The following is a 14,833-nucleotide window of genomic DNA, read 5'->3' as shown; positions in this document are numbered from 1 at the left end:
CGCCGGTACACTGACGGCAAGCGGAAGGAGGCTCGTTCGCATGGATGAGCGCAACGACGAACAGCCCGACACCGGCCCCGTGCCCCGCACCGCGCTCGACGCGGTGAGGGACTCGACGCAGTACGTGCCCCGCGAGAGCGACACCGCTCCGACCCGGATCCCCGAGGGCGTGCGGGTCGACCCGCCGCTGCGGCGGCGGTCCACCGCGCCGGCGCCCGTCGAGGACGACTCCGTCGACGTCGGCACGCTCGGCATCCCCTCGGCCCGTCCGTCCCGCTCCTCGCACGTCGCGCCTCCGGAGCCGGACCCCGCCTCGGGCGCCGGACCCGTGTCCGCCGGGTCCGCCTCGCGCGACGAGGTCTCCGTGCTGCCCGAGGAGCCGGGCGAGCGTCCGCGCGGCCGGGGAGAGACTCCCGCCGCGGAGTCCGCCGAGGCCGCCGCGGCCGAGCAGACCCGCAGCGCCACGCGGCGCGACCGTCTGCGGGCCGAGTCCGAGGCGTCGTCCGGTCCGGGATTCTCCTCCGGTTCCGCCTCCGGCCCCGAATCGTCGTCGATGCTGACGGCCGATCGCCTCCTCGAGGTGAACCGCCGCACGCGCCCCGCGCCGACCTCCGGCTGGAACCGCTTCGTCTACACCGTGACGTTCCACACCGTGAACCTCGGCGACTCCGCGAAGGAGCAGGCCTGGAAGGCGATGGGGGAGCGGATCAGCCGTCAGTTCGAGGGCGGCACCCGCTTCGTGCCGGTGATGACCCGCAAGGGCGGCGTCGGCAAGACGACCGTCACGACCCTGCTCGGCATGGCGCTGGCCGACGCCCGCGAGGACCGCATCATCGCGGTCGACGCCAATCCCGACCGGGGCACTCTCGCCGAGCGGGTGCCGAAGCAGACCCGCGCCACCGTCCGCGACGTCGTCAACCGGGCGTCCGGGGTCACCGGCTTCACCGACTTCTCGACGATGGTGTCGCGCGACGAGACCCGACTGGACGTCCTCGCCTCCGACACCGACCCGATGCTGTCCGAGGCGTTCGACGAGGACGACTACAACGTGGTCGCGGACCTCGTGGAGCGGTTCTACTCGATCATGCTCACCGACTGCGGCACCGGCATCGTGCACTCCGTGATGCGTCCGACGCTGCAGCGCGCCGACACGGTCGTCATCGTGTCGGGCGGGAGCATCGACGAGGCGCGCCTCGCCTCCGAGACCCTCACCTGGCTCGATGCGAACGGGCACGGCGCTCTCGTGAAGAACGCCGTCGTCGCGCTGAACACCGCCACGCAGGGGACGAGCCTCGTGAAGCTCGAGGAGATCGAGTCGCACTTCCGCTCGCGGGTGCGCGACATCGTCCGCATCCCGTACGACCCGGTGCTGGCCGCCGGCTCGGTCGTGAAGTGGGAGCACCTGCGTCCGGCCACGAAGGACGCGGCGCGGCTGCTGGCCGCGCTCGTCGTCGAGGGCATGCCGGTCCGGCGTGCCTGAGGCGGCGGTCGACGCCGCCGAGCAGTTCGATCTGATCGTCATCGGGGCCGGCTCCGGCAACTCGATCGTCGGTCCCGAGTACGACGACTCCCGCGTGGCGCTCCTCGACGACGGGGAGTGGTTCGGCGGCACCTGCCTCAACGCGGGCTGCATCCCGACCAAGATGTTCGTGCACGTGGCCGACGTCGTCACCGACGTCGACCAGGGAGCGCCGATCGGTGTGCGAGGAGCCGTCGCGCGGCCCGAGTGGGCGGCCGTCCGCGATCGCGTCTTCGGCCGGACCGACACGATCAGCCGGGCTGGACTCGAGTACCGGGACGAGCGATCCCCGAACGTCACCGTGCTGCGCGAGAGCTTCGGCTTCGAGTCGCTCGGCGACGGTTCCCGTCCGCACGTGCTGGTGAGCGCGAGCGGCACCCGGATCAGCGCGCCCCGCGTCGTCATCGCCGCCGGCTCCCGGCCCCGCCCTCTGCTGGCGGCGTACGCGCCCGATGCGCGCATCCACGACTCGTCCTCGATCATGCGCCTCGACGAGCTCCCCGAGCGGATGGTGATCCTGGGAGGCGGAGCCGTCGCCGTCGAGTTCGCCCACGTCTTCTCCGCCTTCGGCACCGCGGTCACCGTCGCCGTCCGGAGCGACCTCCTCCTCCGCTCGCTCGACGAGGACATCGCGCGGCGGTTCACCACGATCGCCCGCGAGCGCTGGGACGTCCGCACCGGCGTCACCGCCGAGCAGGTCGATGCGGGCGACGGCGGGCTCGTCGTCACGTTCAGCGACGGGTCGAGCGTCGAGACGGACGTCCTGCTCGTCGCCCTCGGACGCGACCCCAACAGCGACACCCTCGCCGCCGCCTCCGTAGGGATCGATCTGCATCCGGACGGACGGGTCGCGGTCGACCTCGAGCAGCGGGTCCTCTCGGGCGGTGCGCCCGTCCCCGGTCTCTACGCGCTCGGAGACGTCTCGTCGGAGTGGCAGCTCAAGCACGTCGCGAACCACGAGGCGCGGATCGTCGCCCACAACCTCCTGCACCCGGACGACCCTCAGCGGAACACGCTCTCGCCCGTGCCCGGAGCGATCTTCGCCCACCCCCAGATCGCCCACTTCGGCATGACGCTGGCCGACGCGGAGGACGCCGGCGTCGCCGCGATCTCGGTCAGTCAGGAGTACGGCTCCACCGCCTTCGGCTGGGCACTCGAGGACGACTCCAGCGTCTGCATCCTGGTCGTCGGGCTCGATGGAGCCCTGCTCGGCGCGCACCTGATGGGCCCGCAGGCGAGTATCCTCATTCAGCCGCTCGTCCAAGCCGCCAGCGTCGGACGCGGCATCCACGGACTCGCCCGCAGCCAGTACTGGCCGCACCCGGCGGCGAGCGAAGTCGTCGAGAACGCCCTCCTGAAAGCGGAGGAGGCCCTGAGGGAGCGCACCACATGACCGAACGCCAGATCCGGATCTTCGGCGATCCCGTCCTGAAGACCCCGTCGGCACCGATCGAGGCGATCGACGACGGGATCCGCGGACTGGTCGAGGACCTCGTCGACAGCGTCCGTCCTCCGGGACGCGCGGGCGTCGCCGCGCCGCAGATCGGCGTGAACCTCCGCGCCTTCAGCTACAACGTGGACGGCGTCATCGGGTACATCCTGAACCCCGAGATCGTCGAGCTGACCGGCGAGCCCCAGCCGGTCGACGAGGGCTGCCTCTCGGTGCCCAACCTCTGGTACCCGGCGATCCGCTACCCGCACGCCAAGGTCCGCGGAACCGACCTCGACGGCAACGAGGTCGTCCTCGAGGGCGACGGCCTGATGGCACAGGCCCTGCAGCACGAGTGCGACCACCTCGACGGCCGCCTCTACCTCGACCGCCTCTCCAAGGAGCACCGCCGCGCCGCCATGAAGGACGTCCGGGAATCCCCCTGGTTCTGAGTCGATTCGGACGCCCGTCCTTGCCGGGCGTCCCGCGGTCGGCTCGCGCGGAGGGGCGCGTTCCGCAGAGCGTCCTGCGTTCGCCGACGGGAAAGCGCTGACACGCGCTTTCCCGGATACGGCTCGACCTTCTGAGGAGCCGGTCCCTGCCCGGCTCCTCGCGGTCGGCTGGTGCAGAGGGCCGCGTTCTGCAGACCGTCCAGCGTTCGCCGTTGGGAAAGCGCTGGGACGCGCATTCCCGGATACGGCTCGACCTTCGGCGGAGCCCGCGGTGGCCGGTCGGATCGAGCTTCTGCTGCTGATCGAGTAGCCCGCGGAGCGGGCGTATCGAGATCCACGTCACTGTGGTCGGTCTCTGACGAGCACAACCTCGGCCAGAAGTGCAGCTCAGCCGCCATCGTCGCTGACCGCCATTCACACCTGCGGCTCTGCATCCGACCGCTCGTCAGACGCAGAACCGCCGCCGCCCGAGCACCGGGCGGCACCGCCGCTCAGCGGAGGCTGATGCCCTCCGTGGCCGGGGCGGCGGAGTACAGCGCGGAGATCGTGTCGGCGTAGTCCGAGAGGATCACGGCGCGCTTGATGCTCATCTTGGGCGTCAGGTGTCCGCTCGCCTCCGTGAACTCCGTCGGCAGGATCACGAACTTGCGGATCGACTCCGCGCGCGAGACGGACCCGTTGGCATGGTCGACGGCTCGCTGGATCTCGGCGAGGACCGCCGGATTGACCGCCGCGTCGTCGAGGGAGAGCGTCGGATCCTGTCCGTTGTTGCCGAGCCACGTCGGCAGCATCTCGCTGTCGAGCGTGACCAGCGCGGCGATGAACGGCCGCTGGTCCCCGACCACCACGACCTGGCCGACCAGCGGATTCGCGCGGATCGGGTCCTCGAGCGCCGCCGGCGCGACGTTCTTGCCGCCGGCCGTGACGATGATCTCCTTCTTGCGGCCGGTGACGCGCAGGTACCCGTCCTCGTCGAGCGAGCCGAGGTCGCCCGTGCGGAACCACTCGCCGTCGAACGACTCCGCCGTCGCCTGCTCGTTGTTCCAGTACCCGCCGAAGACGCAGATGCCCCGCACCTGGATCTCGCCGTCCGCCGCGATCCGGATGGACGCCCCCGGCATCGCCGGTCCGACGGTGCCGATCTTGAACAGCTCGGTCCGGTTCACGCTCGCGGGGGCGGTCGTCTCGGTCAGGCCGTAGCCCTCGAGGATCTTGATCCCGAGGCTGTGGAAGAAGTGCCCGAGCCGGTCGCCGAGCGGCGCCGAGCCCGACACGGCGTACTTCACGTTGCCGCCCATCGCCGCCCGCAGCTTCGAGTAGACCAGGCGGTCGAACAGCAGGTACTGCAGCTTGAGCGCCAGGGGCACCGACCCGGCCTCGACGGCGATCGAGTACGCGACGGCGACGTCCGCGGCGCGGCGGAAGATCGTGCCCTTCCCTCCGGCCTCGGCCTTCTGCTCCGCCGAGTTGTAGACCTTCTCGAACACGCGGGGCACCGCGAGCAGGAAGGTCGGCTTGAACGAGGCGAGCGAGGGGAGGAGCTGCTTGGTATCGGCCTGGTGGCCGACCTTCACTCCGCCGTGCACGCAGAGCACCGAGATGAAGCGGGCGAACACGTGCGCGGTGGTGATGAAGAGGAGCGTCGAGGCGCCCGGCTGATGGATCAGCTCCGTGAGCGCGACGGCCGAGTTGCGGCTGAGCTCGACGAAGTTCGAGTGCCGGATGATGCAGCCCTTGGGCCGGCCGGTCGATCCCGAGGTGTAGATGATCGTGGCGATGTCGGAGCCGGTGGCGAGCGAGCGGCGGCGCTCGATCTCGGCGTCCGGCACGTCGACTCCGCGTGCCGCGAGCTTGTCGAGGTCGCCGAGCCCGATCTGCCAGGCGACGCGGACGTCCGGGACGTCGGCGCGGATCTCGTCGAGCCGCGCGAAGTGGTCCGCCGTCTCGACGATCACGGCGTGGGCACCGGAGTCGATCAGGTTCCACTGCACCTGGGCGGGCGACGAGGTCTCGTAGACCGGGACGAGGATCGCGCCGGCGAACCAGACGGCGAAGTCGATCAGCGTCCACTCGTAGCGCGTCTTGCAGATCAGTCCGATCTTCTCGCCGGGCTCGATGCCGGCGGCGACGAGGCCCTTCGCGAGAGCCGTCACCTGGTCGAGGAACTCCTGCGCGGTGACGTCGCGCCAGCCTCCGCCCTCGGGCAGGGCGAACAGCACGCGGTCGGGGGTCTCGCGGACCCGGTCGAGCAGCAGATCGGCGGCGTTCGCCTGGGGATCTGCGGCCACCACGGCGGGTGAATCGAACTGTTCCACGGCAACTCCTTCGGCACCTGAACGAACGTCGAGCCCACTCTATCGGCGGGATCGAAACTGTGGATCCGTTCAGGGTAACGATCCGGCCGATGGTCGCGATGCCGTCTCCTCCGGCGCCCGGCCCGCCTGAGCCTGCGCGCTGTCCGCGGTCACTACACTCGATCCAGTCGCCGGAGAAGGCGGCTCCACCGGCGCGGATGCGCCGACGGCGGAGGGAAGGCGGTTCGCGTGCACGCGATCGGGATCGACATCGGCGGCACGAAGATCGCAGGGGCGCTGGTCGACGAGTTCGGCGCGATCCTCCGCGAGGACCGCCAGCCGACTCCCGCCGGGCACCCCGAGTTGATCGTCGATGTCGTCGTCGAGATGGTCCAGCGTCTGCGCGAGGGCCTCGAGCCCGGCGACGTCGCCGCGGTCGGAGTGGCCGCCGCCGGGTTCATCGACGCCTCGCAGTCGATCGTCTACTACGCCCCCAACATCAACTGGCGCAACGAGCCCTTCCGCGAGAAGCTCTCGGCGCGGATCGACCTGCCGATCATCATCGAGAACGACGCGAACGCCGCCGGCTGGGCCGAGTTCCGCTACGGCTCCGGCCGCCTGGTCAGCGACATGGTCATGCTCACCATCGGCACGGGCGTCGGCGGTGCGATCGTCATCAACGACCGCCTGCTGCGCGGCGGCTTCGGCGCGGCCGCGGAGGTCGGGCACATGCGCGTCGTCCCCGGCGGGCTGCCGTGCGGCTGCGGCGCCCGCGGCTGCATCGAGCAGTACGGCTCCGGTCGCGCCCTGCAGCGCTTCGCGGGCGAGCTGGCCGACGCCGGCGGCATCGGCCAGGGCATCGCCGACGCCCGCAGCCGGAACGGCGGCGAGCTCAACGGCCACATCATCTCCGACCTCATCGTCGCGGGGGATCTCGGCGCCCTCGCAGCGCTGCGCCAGCTCGGCCACTGGCTGGGCGAGGCCGCGGCCAGCCTGAGCGCGGTCCTCGACCCTCAGCTCTTCGTGATCGGCGGGGGAGTGGCGCAGGCCGGCGACCTGCTGCTGGACCCGATCCGTCAGGCCTACCTCGACAACCTGCCGGCGCGCGGATACCACCCGGAGCCGGAGTTCCGCATCGCGGAGCTCGTCAACGACGCCGGAGTCGTCGGCGCGGCGGATCTCGCCCGCCTCCACGCGAACTCGCTCTGACCCCGCTCCGCCCGCCCCACCCCCGACCCTGCACTCGCTGAGGAGCCGCACGATGTTCTACTGGTTCATGAAGCACATCGTGGCGGGACCGCTCCTGAAGACGATCTTCCGCCCGTGGGTCGTGAACGCCGACCGGGTGCCGCAGACCGGCGGAGTGATCCTCGCGAGCAACCACCTGTCGTTCATCGACTCGGTGTTCCTGCCGCTCGTGATCGACCGCAACATGGTCTTCCTCGCCAAGAGCGACTACTTCACCGGCAAGGGCCTGAAGGGCTGGGCGACGCGCCTGTTCTTCACCGCCACGGGGATGCTGCCCATCGACCGCTCCGGCGGGAAGGCCTCCGAGGCGTCCCTCAACACCGGGCTCCGGGTCCTCGCGCGCGGGGAGGCGCTCGGCATCTATCCGGAGGGCACCCGCAGCCCCGACGGCCGGATGTACCGCGGACGCACCGGTGTCGCGCGGATGGTCCTCGAGGCGCGCGTGCCCGTCGTGCCCGTCGCGATGGTCGACACGGCGCGGATCATGCCGATCGGCAGCCGCCTGCCCAAGCTCGGCCGGATCGGCATCGTCTTCGGCGAGCCGCTCGACTTCAGCCGCTTCGAGGGCATGGAGGGCGACCGCTTCATCCTCCGCTCGATCACCGACGAGATCATGTACGAGCTCCTCGCCCTGAGCGGCCAGGAGTACCTCGACGTCTACGCGACGTCGGTCAAGGAGAAGCGCGCCGCGCTCGTCCGCTGACCGCCGGCTGTGCGCGGGTGCCTCCTCCTCGGAGGCGTCCCGCGAGGCGATAAGCTCGTCAACCGCTGCCGTCCGACCGGGCGGCACCCGCTCGCGCGCCTCCCGGCGCCCGTCAGAACCAGGAACCCCCGTGGTCATCGATCCGAACGAACCGTACGTCCTCGCCGCCCCCTCCGTGGTCGCCGGCCTGGACTATTGGCGCGAGCTCGAGATCAAGCAGCAGCCGCAGTGGCCGGACGCCGAGGCGGTCCGCGCCGCGTCCGCCGAGGTCGCCGCGCTGCCTCCGCTGGTCTTCGCGGGCGAGGTCGACCAGCTCCGCGAGCGCCTCGGTGCCGCGGCGCGAGGCGAGGCGTTCCTGCTCCAGGGCGGCGACTGCGCCGAGACCTTCGCCGGTGCCACGGCCGACCAGATCCGCAACCGCGTCAAGACGGTGCTGCAGATGGCGGTCGTGCTGACCTACGGCGCGAGCATGCCGGTGATCAAGATGGGCCGCATGGCCGGCCAGTTCGCCAAGCCCCGCTCGAGCGATCTCGAGACCCGCGGCGACGTCACGCTGCCCGCCTACCGCGGCGACATCGTGAACGGCTACGACTTCACTCCGGAGTCGCGCACAGCCGACCCGCGCAGGATCGTGCAGGGGTACCACACGGCCGCGTCGACCCTGAACCTCATCCGGGCCTTCACGCAGGGCGGCTTCGCCGATCTGCGGCTCGTGCACTACTGGAACAAGGGGTTCACCGAGAACCCGCAGAACCAGCGCTACGAGCAGCTCGCCCGCGAGATCGATCGCGCAGTGAAGTTCATGGTCGCGTGCGGAGCCGACTTCGAGGGGATGAAGCGCACCGAGTTCTACACGGGCCACGAGGGCCTGCTGATGGACTACGAGCGCCCGATGACCCGGATCGACTCGCGCACCGGCACCCCGTACAACACGTCCAGCCACTTCATCTGGATCGGCGAGCGCACCCGCGAGCTCGACGGCGCCCACGTCGACTTCCTGTCGCGCGTGCGCAACCCGATCGGCGTGAAGCTCGGCCCCTCGACGAGCCCCGAGACGATGCTCGAGCTGATCGACAAGCTCGACCCGGATCGCGAGCCCGGTCGCCTCACCTTCATCACGCGGATGGGAGCGGGCAAGATCCGCGACGCCCTGCCGCCGCTGCTGGAGGCCGTCAAGTCGAGCGACGCCCTGCCGCTCTGGGTCACCGACCCGATGCACGGCAATGGTCTGACGACGCCCACCGGCTACAAGACCCGTCGCTTCGACGACGTGGTCGACGAGGTCAAGGGCTTCTTCGAGGCGCACCGCGCCGCGGGCACCCACCCGGGCGGCATCCATGTGGAGCTCACCGGCGACGACGTCACCGAGTGCCTCGGCGGCTCGGAGCAGATCGACGAGGCCACCCTCGCGACCCGCTACGAGTCGGTCTGCGATCCCCGCCTCAACCACATGCAGTCCCTCGAGCTCGCCTTCCTCGTAGCGGAGGAGCTCCGCGGCTCCGCCGTCTGAGCCCCGTCTCGGCGAGGCGGTCCTCCGGCTGGAGGCCGTGGATCCCGATACGCCCGCTGCGCGCGCTACTCGATCACCAGAAGCCCGCTGGTCGAGTAGCCGCGCAGCGGCATATCGAAACCGGCCCTCCTGGAGTACGTGGATCTCGATCCGCCCTCTGCGAGGGCTACTCGATCAGCGAGGGATGCTGCTGGTCGAGCAACTGCGGAGCGGCCGTCTCGAGCGGTGAAGCCGCTTCGCGGCTCCATGGTTGAGGGAGAAGTCGGCTGCCGCCGACCACGTTGTCACGCAGGTGAGCTGACTTCTCCTCAGAGACCCGCCCCGACCTCAGAAGCAAGGCTCCACGACCCGATTCCGCCGTGTCCGCTCGAAGCTGCGCGCTCAGCCTTCGTTGTGCAGGCGGAGCTGTGCGCAACCGAGGTCAGGAGCCGCTCGGACGACTCGAAGGGACTCGGCAGGCCGCCCCTACCTCGGTTGCGGGCACGACGACGGCTCGGACCGCATAATCAGCCGCGGCGGCGGCCCGTTCCTGCCGGTCGAACAGCCCCGCAGGGGCGTATCGAGCGGCGAAGCCGCTTCGCGTCTCAGTGGTCGAGAGAGAAGTCGGTTGCCGCCGACGACGTCACCACATGAGTGGACTTCTCCTCGGAGACCCACCCTCATGAAAGTCGTGTATCTCGATGCGCCCTCTGCGAGGGCTACTCGATCACCAGGGGCTCGAGTTCGATCGACTCCCAGGCACCCGAATCGTCCCCCTCCTCGAGGCGAACGGGTGGATCGCGTGCGAGCGATCCGCACTAGCCGGTCGCGACCCGCTCTGCAAGACCCGGCCGTCCCGGGAAGCCGACCGCGGCGATCGGGGGAGGGGACCCCGATCGTGGACGGCTACGTCGTGATGGTGATCGACAGCTGGATTGAGGTGCCGCGCTGCACGGCCTCGCCGGCGGGGTCCGACTGCGCGGTGACCCTCGTGATCTCGTTCGGGGCGGCATCGATGAGCGCGCCGAGGGTCGAGAGTGAGTAGCTCCACTTCAGGTCGACGGCGTCGAGGGCCGCCTTGGCCTCGTCGCGGGTCAGACCGACGACGTTCGGCACGGCGACCGGCTCCGGACCCTTGGAGACGACGACCGAGATCGTGCCGCCGGTGGTGGCCGGTGCCTCCGGGTTCGCCTGGATGAGGACGACGCCGGCGGGCACGGTGTCGCTCCAGTCCTCGCCGTTGCGGTCGAGGGCGAGTCCGGCGTCCTTCGCCGCCGCGGTCGCCTCCTCGACGGTCATGCCGACGACGTTCGGGATCGACCCGAGGCTGACGGTCAGGGCGATCGTCGACTGCTCGGCGAGGACGGGCGGGAGCGGCGAGCCGTCGGGGAGGGCGGCCGAGATGACCCGGCCCTCGTCGACGTCCCCGTCGAACACGCGGGTCGTGTCGCCCAGGGCGAACGGGGCTGCGGTGATCGCCGCGGTCGCCTCCTCCTCCGTGAGACCGGTGAGAGCCGGGACCTCGAGCTGCCGGGGGCCGCTGGAGACCACGAGCGTCACGACCGAGTCCTTGTGGATGGCCTGGTCCGGCGCCGGGTTCGAGCTCATCACCGTGCCCGGAGGAACGGTCAGGTCGGGCGCCTGCTCCTGCTCGGCCCGCAGTCCGCTGGACTCGAGCAGCTCGACGGCGTCGTCCTGCGGGAGGCCGACGACGCTCGGAATCGTGCGCAGCGCGCCCGGGCCCTCGCCGAACCAGTAGGCGGTGCCGCCGCCGAGGAGGGCGAGGAGGATCACGGCGACGACCAGGAGCACGCCTCGTCGGCGGCGGACCTTCCGCTTCGCAGCCAGCCGCGCCACAGCGGTCTCGTCGTCGTCCTCGACGACCTCGGCCTCGCTCCCGGGTCCGTCGAGGACGGTCGTCTGGCCCGGAGTCGCCGCATCGAAGAGCGCGGTCGTCGCTGGCGGCGGGGCCGACTCGGGCAGGGGGGTGACGGCCTGGGTGTCGGCGACCCGACGGTCCGTCGGCGTGATGCCCATCAGCCGCTCGGCCTCGAGCAGCTGCGCGAGCATCACCCCGGCGTCGCGCGGACGCATGTCCGGATCGCGCTCCGTCGCCCAGAGCACGAGCTCGTCGAGCGACGTCGGGACGGAGGCGACCTTCGCACTCGGGTAGGGCACCGAGTCGTTGGCGTGCTGGTAGGCGATCTGCATCGGCTGCTCGCCCGTGAAGGGCTGCTCGCCGGTGAGCATCTCGTAGATCATGATGCCGATGGCGTAGATGTCGCTGCGGGTGTCGGCGGTGCCGCGGGTGACGAGCTCGGGGGAGAGGTAGGCGATCGTGCCGAGCAGCGCCTGCCCCGACGCGGTGTTCGCCGACGCGGCCCTGGCGAGTCCGAAGTCGCCGATCTTGATCCGGCCGTCGTCGGCCAGCAGCACGTTCTCGGGCTTGAGGTCGCGGTGCAGGATGCCCGCACGGTGCGCCGCGGCGAGACCCGACAGCACCGAGTGCATGATGTCGACGACCTGCTGGGCGGTCAGCCGTCCGCGCTCCTTGAGCAGATCCCGGAGGGTGATGCCCGGCAGGTACTCCATGACGAGGTACGCCATGTCCGAGTCCTGCCCCTGGTCGAAGACGCTCACGACGTTGGGGTGCGCCAGGCGGGCGGCGGAGCGGGCCTCCTGGACGAAGCGGTTCTTGAAGGTCGCGTCGTCGGAGAGGTGGCCGTGCATCACCTTGATGGCCACGCGCCGCTCGAGGCGCTGATCGGTCGCGAGGTAGACCGTGGCCATGCCTCCGCGGGCGATCCTCGAGCGCACCTCGTAGCGGCCGTCGACGAGACGGCCGAGGAGGGGGTCGAGCTGGCTGGTGGTCACGCGACGAGTCTAGGCAAGACCGTTCGGCGAACCCGTGTGCAACGCGGGAGCGGCGCCTCGCGCGACCCGGACGGGCGTGCTCGGAGGCGCGGGGCGTGGCACTCTTGAGGGGTGACCGACTCGTCCGCCCCCGCCCCGTCCTCGACCGCCTCCGAGATCGAGTGGCTGACCGTTCCCGACCTCGTCGAGCGCACCGGCCTCGGCGTCAGCCGCATCCGCCGGATGCTCGAGGAGCGCTACCTGCTCGCCACGCGCCGCGACGGCAAGCTCGTCGTGCCGTCCGTGTTCCTCCGCGACGGGGAGCCGATGTCCGAGATCCGCGGAACGGCGATCCTGCTGTCCGACTCCGGGTTCTCCGACGACGAGGCCGTCGAGTGGCTGCTCGCCGACGAGGAGAGCCTGGGCACGAGCCCGGTCCTCGCCCTGCAGGCCGGCCGCAAGGCCGAGGTGCGCCGCGTGGCTCAGGCTCTGGCCTGATCGGCTCGGCGGCGGTGTGAGCGCCTCCCGCCTCAGGCCGTCCGGACGCTGACCCGGGCCGCGAGGTCCCGCAGCTCGTCGAGTCCCTCTTCGCGCAGCGGCGATCCCGGTAGCACCGCCAGCGCCGCCTCCACGTCGCGGCCGATCCGCTCCTCGAGCCGGTCCAGGGCCCCGCTCTCGGCGACGATCGTCTGCGCGCGGGCGATGTCCTCGGCGCCGGCGTCGCTGCGACCCACGACGGCGTCGAGCGCGTCGCGCGCCGACGCGGAGGATCCCGCGCGGGCGAGGCCGAGGAGCACGGTGCGCTTCCCCTCGCGCAGGTCGTCGCCCGCGGGCTTGCCGGTGAGGGCCGGATCCCCGAAGACGCCGAGGACGTCGTCGCGCAGCTGGAACGCGATGCCCAGCGGGAGCCCGAACCGCCGGAGGGCGTCGATCTGGGCGTCGTCGCCTCCACCGAGGGAGCCGCCGATCGCGAGCGGCGCCTCGATGCTGTACTTCGCGCTCTTGTAGACGACGACGCGCTCGGCCCGGGCGAGGTGCTCCTGCTCGTCGTGCCCGGCCCAGGCGCTCTCCTCGAGGATGTCGAGGTACTGGCCCAGCGTGACCTCGGTGCGCATCAGGTTGAACTCGGTCCGCGCGCGGGAGGCGCTCGTCCGGTCCTCCAGGGCCCATTCCGCGTCGGCGAAGATCTCGTCCGACCACACCAGGAGCAGGTCCCCGAGCAGGATCGCGGAGGAGCGGCCGAACTCGTCGCCCGAGCCGGCCCAGCCGCCCGCCGAGTGCATCCCGGTGAAGCGGCGGTGCGCCGAGGGGGCGCCCCGGCGGGTGTCGGAGTTGTCGATCACGTCGTCGTGGACCAGGGCCGCGGCGTGGAACAGTTCGAGCCCGGCGCCGACGCTCGCGACGGGGTCGGAGCCGCTCGGATGGGCCTCGCTGGGGACCGCCGAGACGGCCGTCCAGCCGGCCTCGCAGAAGCGCGCGCGGAACCGCTTCCCGCCGCTGAGAAAGTCCCGCGAAAGGTCGCCGAGGGCGGAGACGTCCTCTCCGATGGAGCGCAGAATTGGCGTGCGCCCGGTGAGGAATTCATCGATTCGGAACTGGACGCGATCGACCAGACGAGTGCTGTTGTTCACCCGACCAGCCTATGCATCGACGCCGCCTAGCGCCTGTGCCGGGCTCGGTCTACACTGAAGCGCCACCCGCCCCGTCGACCACACCGTGTCGCCAACCTGGTGTCGTTCCCGAGAGGATCGGCGCCGCACCCTTGAAGGGGTCAAGATGCCGCTTTCCGAGCACGAGCAACGGCTCCTCGACGAGATGGAGCGCAACCTCTATCAGAACGACGCCGATTTCGTGGCGGCGGTCAGCAAGGGGCGCGGCGGCACCAACTACCGGGCCCTCGTGCTCGGCATCCTCCTCTCGCTCCTCGGTCTCGCGATCCTCGTGACCGGCGTCATCGTCCAGGTCCCGCTCGTCGGCGTCGGCGGCTTCGCCGTCATGCTCGCCGGAGTCGTGGTGGCCATGCGCCCGGCCGCCGGGGGAGTGGAGGAGCCCGGACTGCCCGGCGCGGCCCGTCCCGCGAAGCCCCGCTCCACGGGAGCGCGTCCGAACTCCACCTTCATGGATCGTCTGAACGATCGATGGGACAACCGGGGCGACGGTCGCGGCTGACACCCCACTCCGCACCACCCACAGGGTCGATCCTCACGGATCGGCCCTTTTTTCATGCCCGGATCCTCCCTCTGAGCGCTGAGTCCCTCCACTCCGCTCCACCTGTGATCCGCCGCGCGATCCCGCGGATGACCGGGCAGAAACCGAAGCGTCGCCGCGCGCCGCGGGGTTGTGGGTGGGGGGAAGTGGAGTACTGTGGAGGACACACCATCCGGGCCGGAAGAAGTGGGGGGACGTCCGTGTTCCTCGGCACCTATTCCCCCAAGCTCGACGAGAAGGGCCGCGTGATCCTCCCCGCCAAGTTCCGCGACGAGCTCTCCTCCGGAGTCGTCGTCACGCGCGGTCAGGAGCGGTGCCTCTACGTCTTCAGCCAGAGCGAGTTCGAGACGATGCACGAGAAGATCCGCCAGGCGCCGGTCACCAGCAAGCAGGCCCGCGACTTCCTCCGCGTGTTCCTCTCGGGCGCGAGCGCCGAGACGCCCGACAAGCAGAACCGGGTCACGCTGCCGGCTCCGCTGCGCGCCTATGCGGGTCTCGACCGCGACCTCACCGTCATCGGCGCGGGGAACCGGGCCGAGATCTGGGCGCAGGACGCCTGGGACGCGTACCTGACCGAGCAGGAGTCCGTCTTCTCCGACACCCAGGAGGAGGTGATCCCCGGACTGTTCTAGCTCCTG

The 14,833-nt window shown here is 70.9% G+C and carries 12 protein-coding genes; 9 read left to right on the top strand and 3 right to left on the bottom strand.

All coding sequences use genetic code 11. The features are described 5' to 3' along the window. Positions 1–40 precede the first annotated feature (40 nt). Genes ASF46_RS19130 through def form a run of 3 tightly spaced genes read left to right on the top strand, consistent with a single transcriptional unit; the run spans position 41 to position 3,400 of the window. Positions 41–1,480, top strand: a complete 1,440-nt coding sequence (locus ASF46_RS19130) for a MinD/ParA family ATP-binding protein (protein ID WP_157602321.1) — start codon at positions 41–43, stop codon at positions 1,478–1,480. After that, positions 1,473–2,912, top strand: a complete 1,440-nt coding sequence (locus tag ASF46_RS09730; protein WP_056867284.1) for a mycothione reductase — start codon at positions 1,473–1,475, stop codon at positions 2,910–2,912. Before ASF46_RS19130 ends, ASF46_RS09730 begins: the two co-directional genes overlap by 8 nt. Further along, on the top strand, positions 2,909–3,400 hold the full coding sequence (def, locus tag ASF46_RS09725) for a peptide deformylase (RefSeq protein ID WP_056867283.1): 492 nt from the start codon (positions 2,909–2,911) through the stop codon (positions 3,398–3,400). The genes ASF46_RS09730 and def overlap by 4 nt, the downstream gene beginning before the upstream one ends. Positions 3,401–3,891: 491 nt before the next feature. On the opposite strand, the gene ASF46_RS09720 is transcribed toward def, so the two are convergent. Next, positions 3,892–5,715, bottom strand: coding sequence for an AMP-dependent synthetase/ligase (locus tag ASF46_RS09720; RefSeq protein ID WP_056867282.1), 1,824 nt, complete (start codon positions 5,713–5,715; stop codon positions 3,892–3,894). A gap of 228 nt (positions 5,716–5,943) precedes the next feature. Between ASF46_RS09720 and ASF46_RS09715 the strand changes: the two genes are divergently transcribed. The 3 genes from ASF46_RS09715 (at position 5,944) to ASF46_RS09705 (ending at position 9,155) form a co-directional block, all read left to right on the top strand. After that, positions 5,944–6,903: an ROK family glucokinase gene (locus ASF46_RS09715; protein ID WP_056867281.1), complete on the top strand. Its 960-nt coding sequence runs from the start codon at positions 5,944–5,946 to the stop codon at positions 6,901–6,903. Positions 6,904–6,955: 52 nt separating this feature from the next. After that, positions 6,956–7,645 (top strand): lysophospholipid acyltransferase family protein, encoded by a 690-nt coding sequence (locus ASF46_RS09710; protein WP_055794930.1) that lies wholly within the window; start codon positions 6,956–6,958, stop codon positions 7,643–7,645. Between the two features lie 175 nt (positions 7,646–7,820). Then, positions 7,821–9,155, top strand: a complete 1,335-nt coding sequence (locus ASF46_RS09705; protein ID WP_056867542.1) for a class II 3-deoxy-7-phosphoheptulonate synthase — start codon at positions 7,821–7,823, stop codon at positions 9,153–9,155. An 885-nt stretch (positions 9,156–10,040) separates the two neighbouring features. Here ASF46_RS09705 and pknB read toward each other — a convergent pair. Continuing rightward, complete coding sequence (gene pknB / locus ASF46_RS09700; RefSeq protein ID WP_056867280.1) at positions 10,041–12,008, bottom strand: Stk1 family PASTA domain-containing Ser/Thr kinase; 1,968 nt, start codon at positions 12,006–12,008, stop codon at positions 10,041–10,043. A 111-nt stretch (positions 12,009–12,119) separates the two neighbouring features. On the opposite strand from pknB, the gene ASF46_RS09695 reads away from it, so the two are divergent. Continuing rightward, positions 12,120–12,485 (top strand): Rv2175c family DNA-binding protein, encoded by a 366-nt coding sequence (locus tag ASF46_RS09695; RefSeq protein ID WP_235576894.1) that lies wholly within the window; start codon positions 12,120–12,122, stop codon positions 12,483–12,485. A gap of 32 nt (positions 12,486–12,517) precedes the next feature. On the opposite strand, the gene ASF46_RS09690 is transcribed toward ASF46_RS09695, so the two are convergent. Then, positions 12,518–13,618, bottom strand: a complete 1,101-nt coding sequence (locus ASF46_RS09690) for a polyprenyl synthetase family protein (protein ID WP_056867279.1) — start codon at positions 13,616–13,618, stop codon at positions 12,518–12,520. A gap of 145 nt (positions 13,619–13,763) precedes the next feature. Here ASF46_RS09690 and ASF46_RS09685 point away from each other — a divergent pair, with 145 nt between their 5' ends. Then, on the top strand, positions 13,764–14,156 hold the full coding sequence (locus ASF46_RS09685; protein ID WP_055794940.1) for a DUF3040 domain-containing protein: 393 nt from the start codon (positions 13,764–13,766) through the stop codon (positions 14,154–14,156). Between the two features lie 239 nt (positions 14,157–14,395). Next, positions 14,396–14,827, top strand: coding sequence for a division/cell wall cluster transcriptional repressor MraZ (gene mraZ / locus ASF46_RS09680; protein WP_055794943.1), 432 nt, complete (start codon positions 14,396–14,398; stop codon positions 14,825–14,827). Positions 14,828–14,833: the final 6 nt, after the last annotated feature.

Source organism: Rathayibacter sp. Leaf296 (assembly GCF_001423045.1).
Lineage (GTDB): Bacteria > Actinomycetota > Actinomycetes > Actinomycetales > Microbacteriaceae > Rathayibacter > Rathayibacter caricis.
The sequence above is the reverse complement of the archived record's forward strand: the minus strand, read 5'-3'. Positions and strand labels throughout refer to the sequence as shown.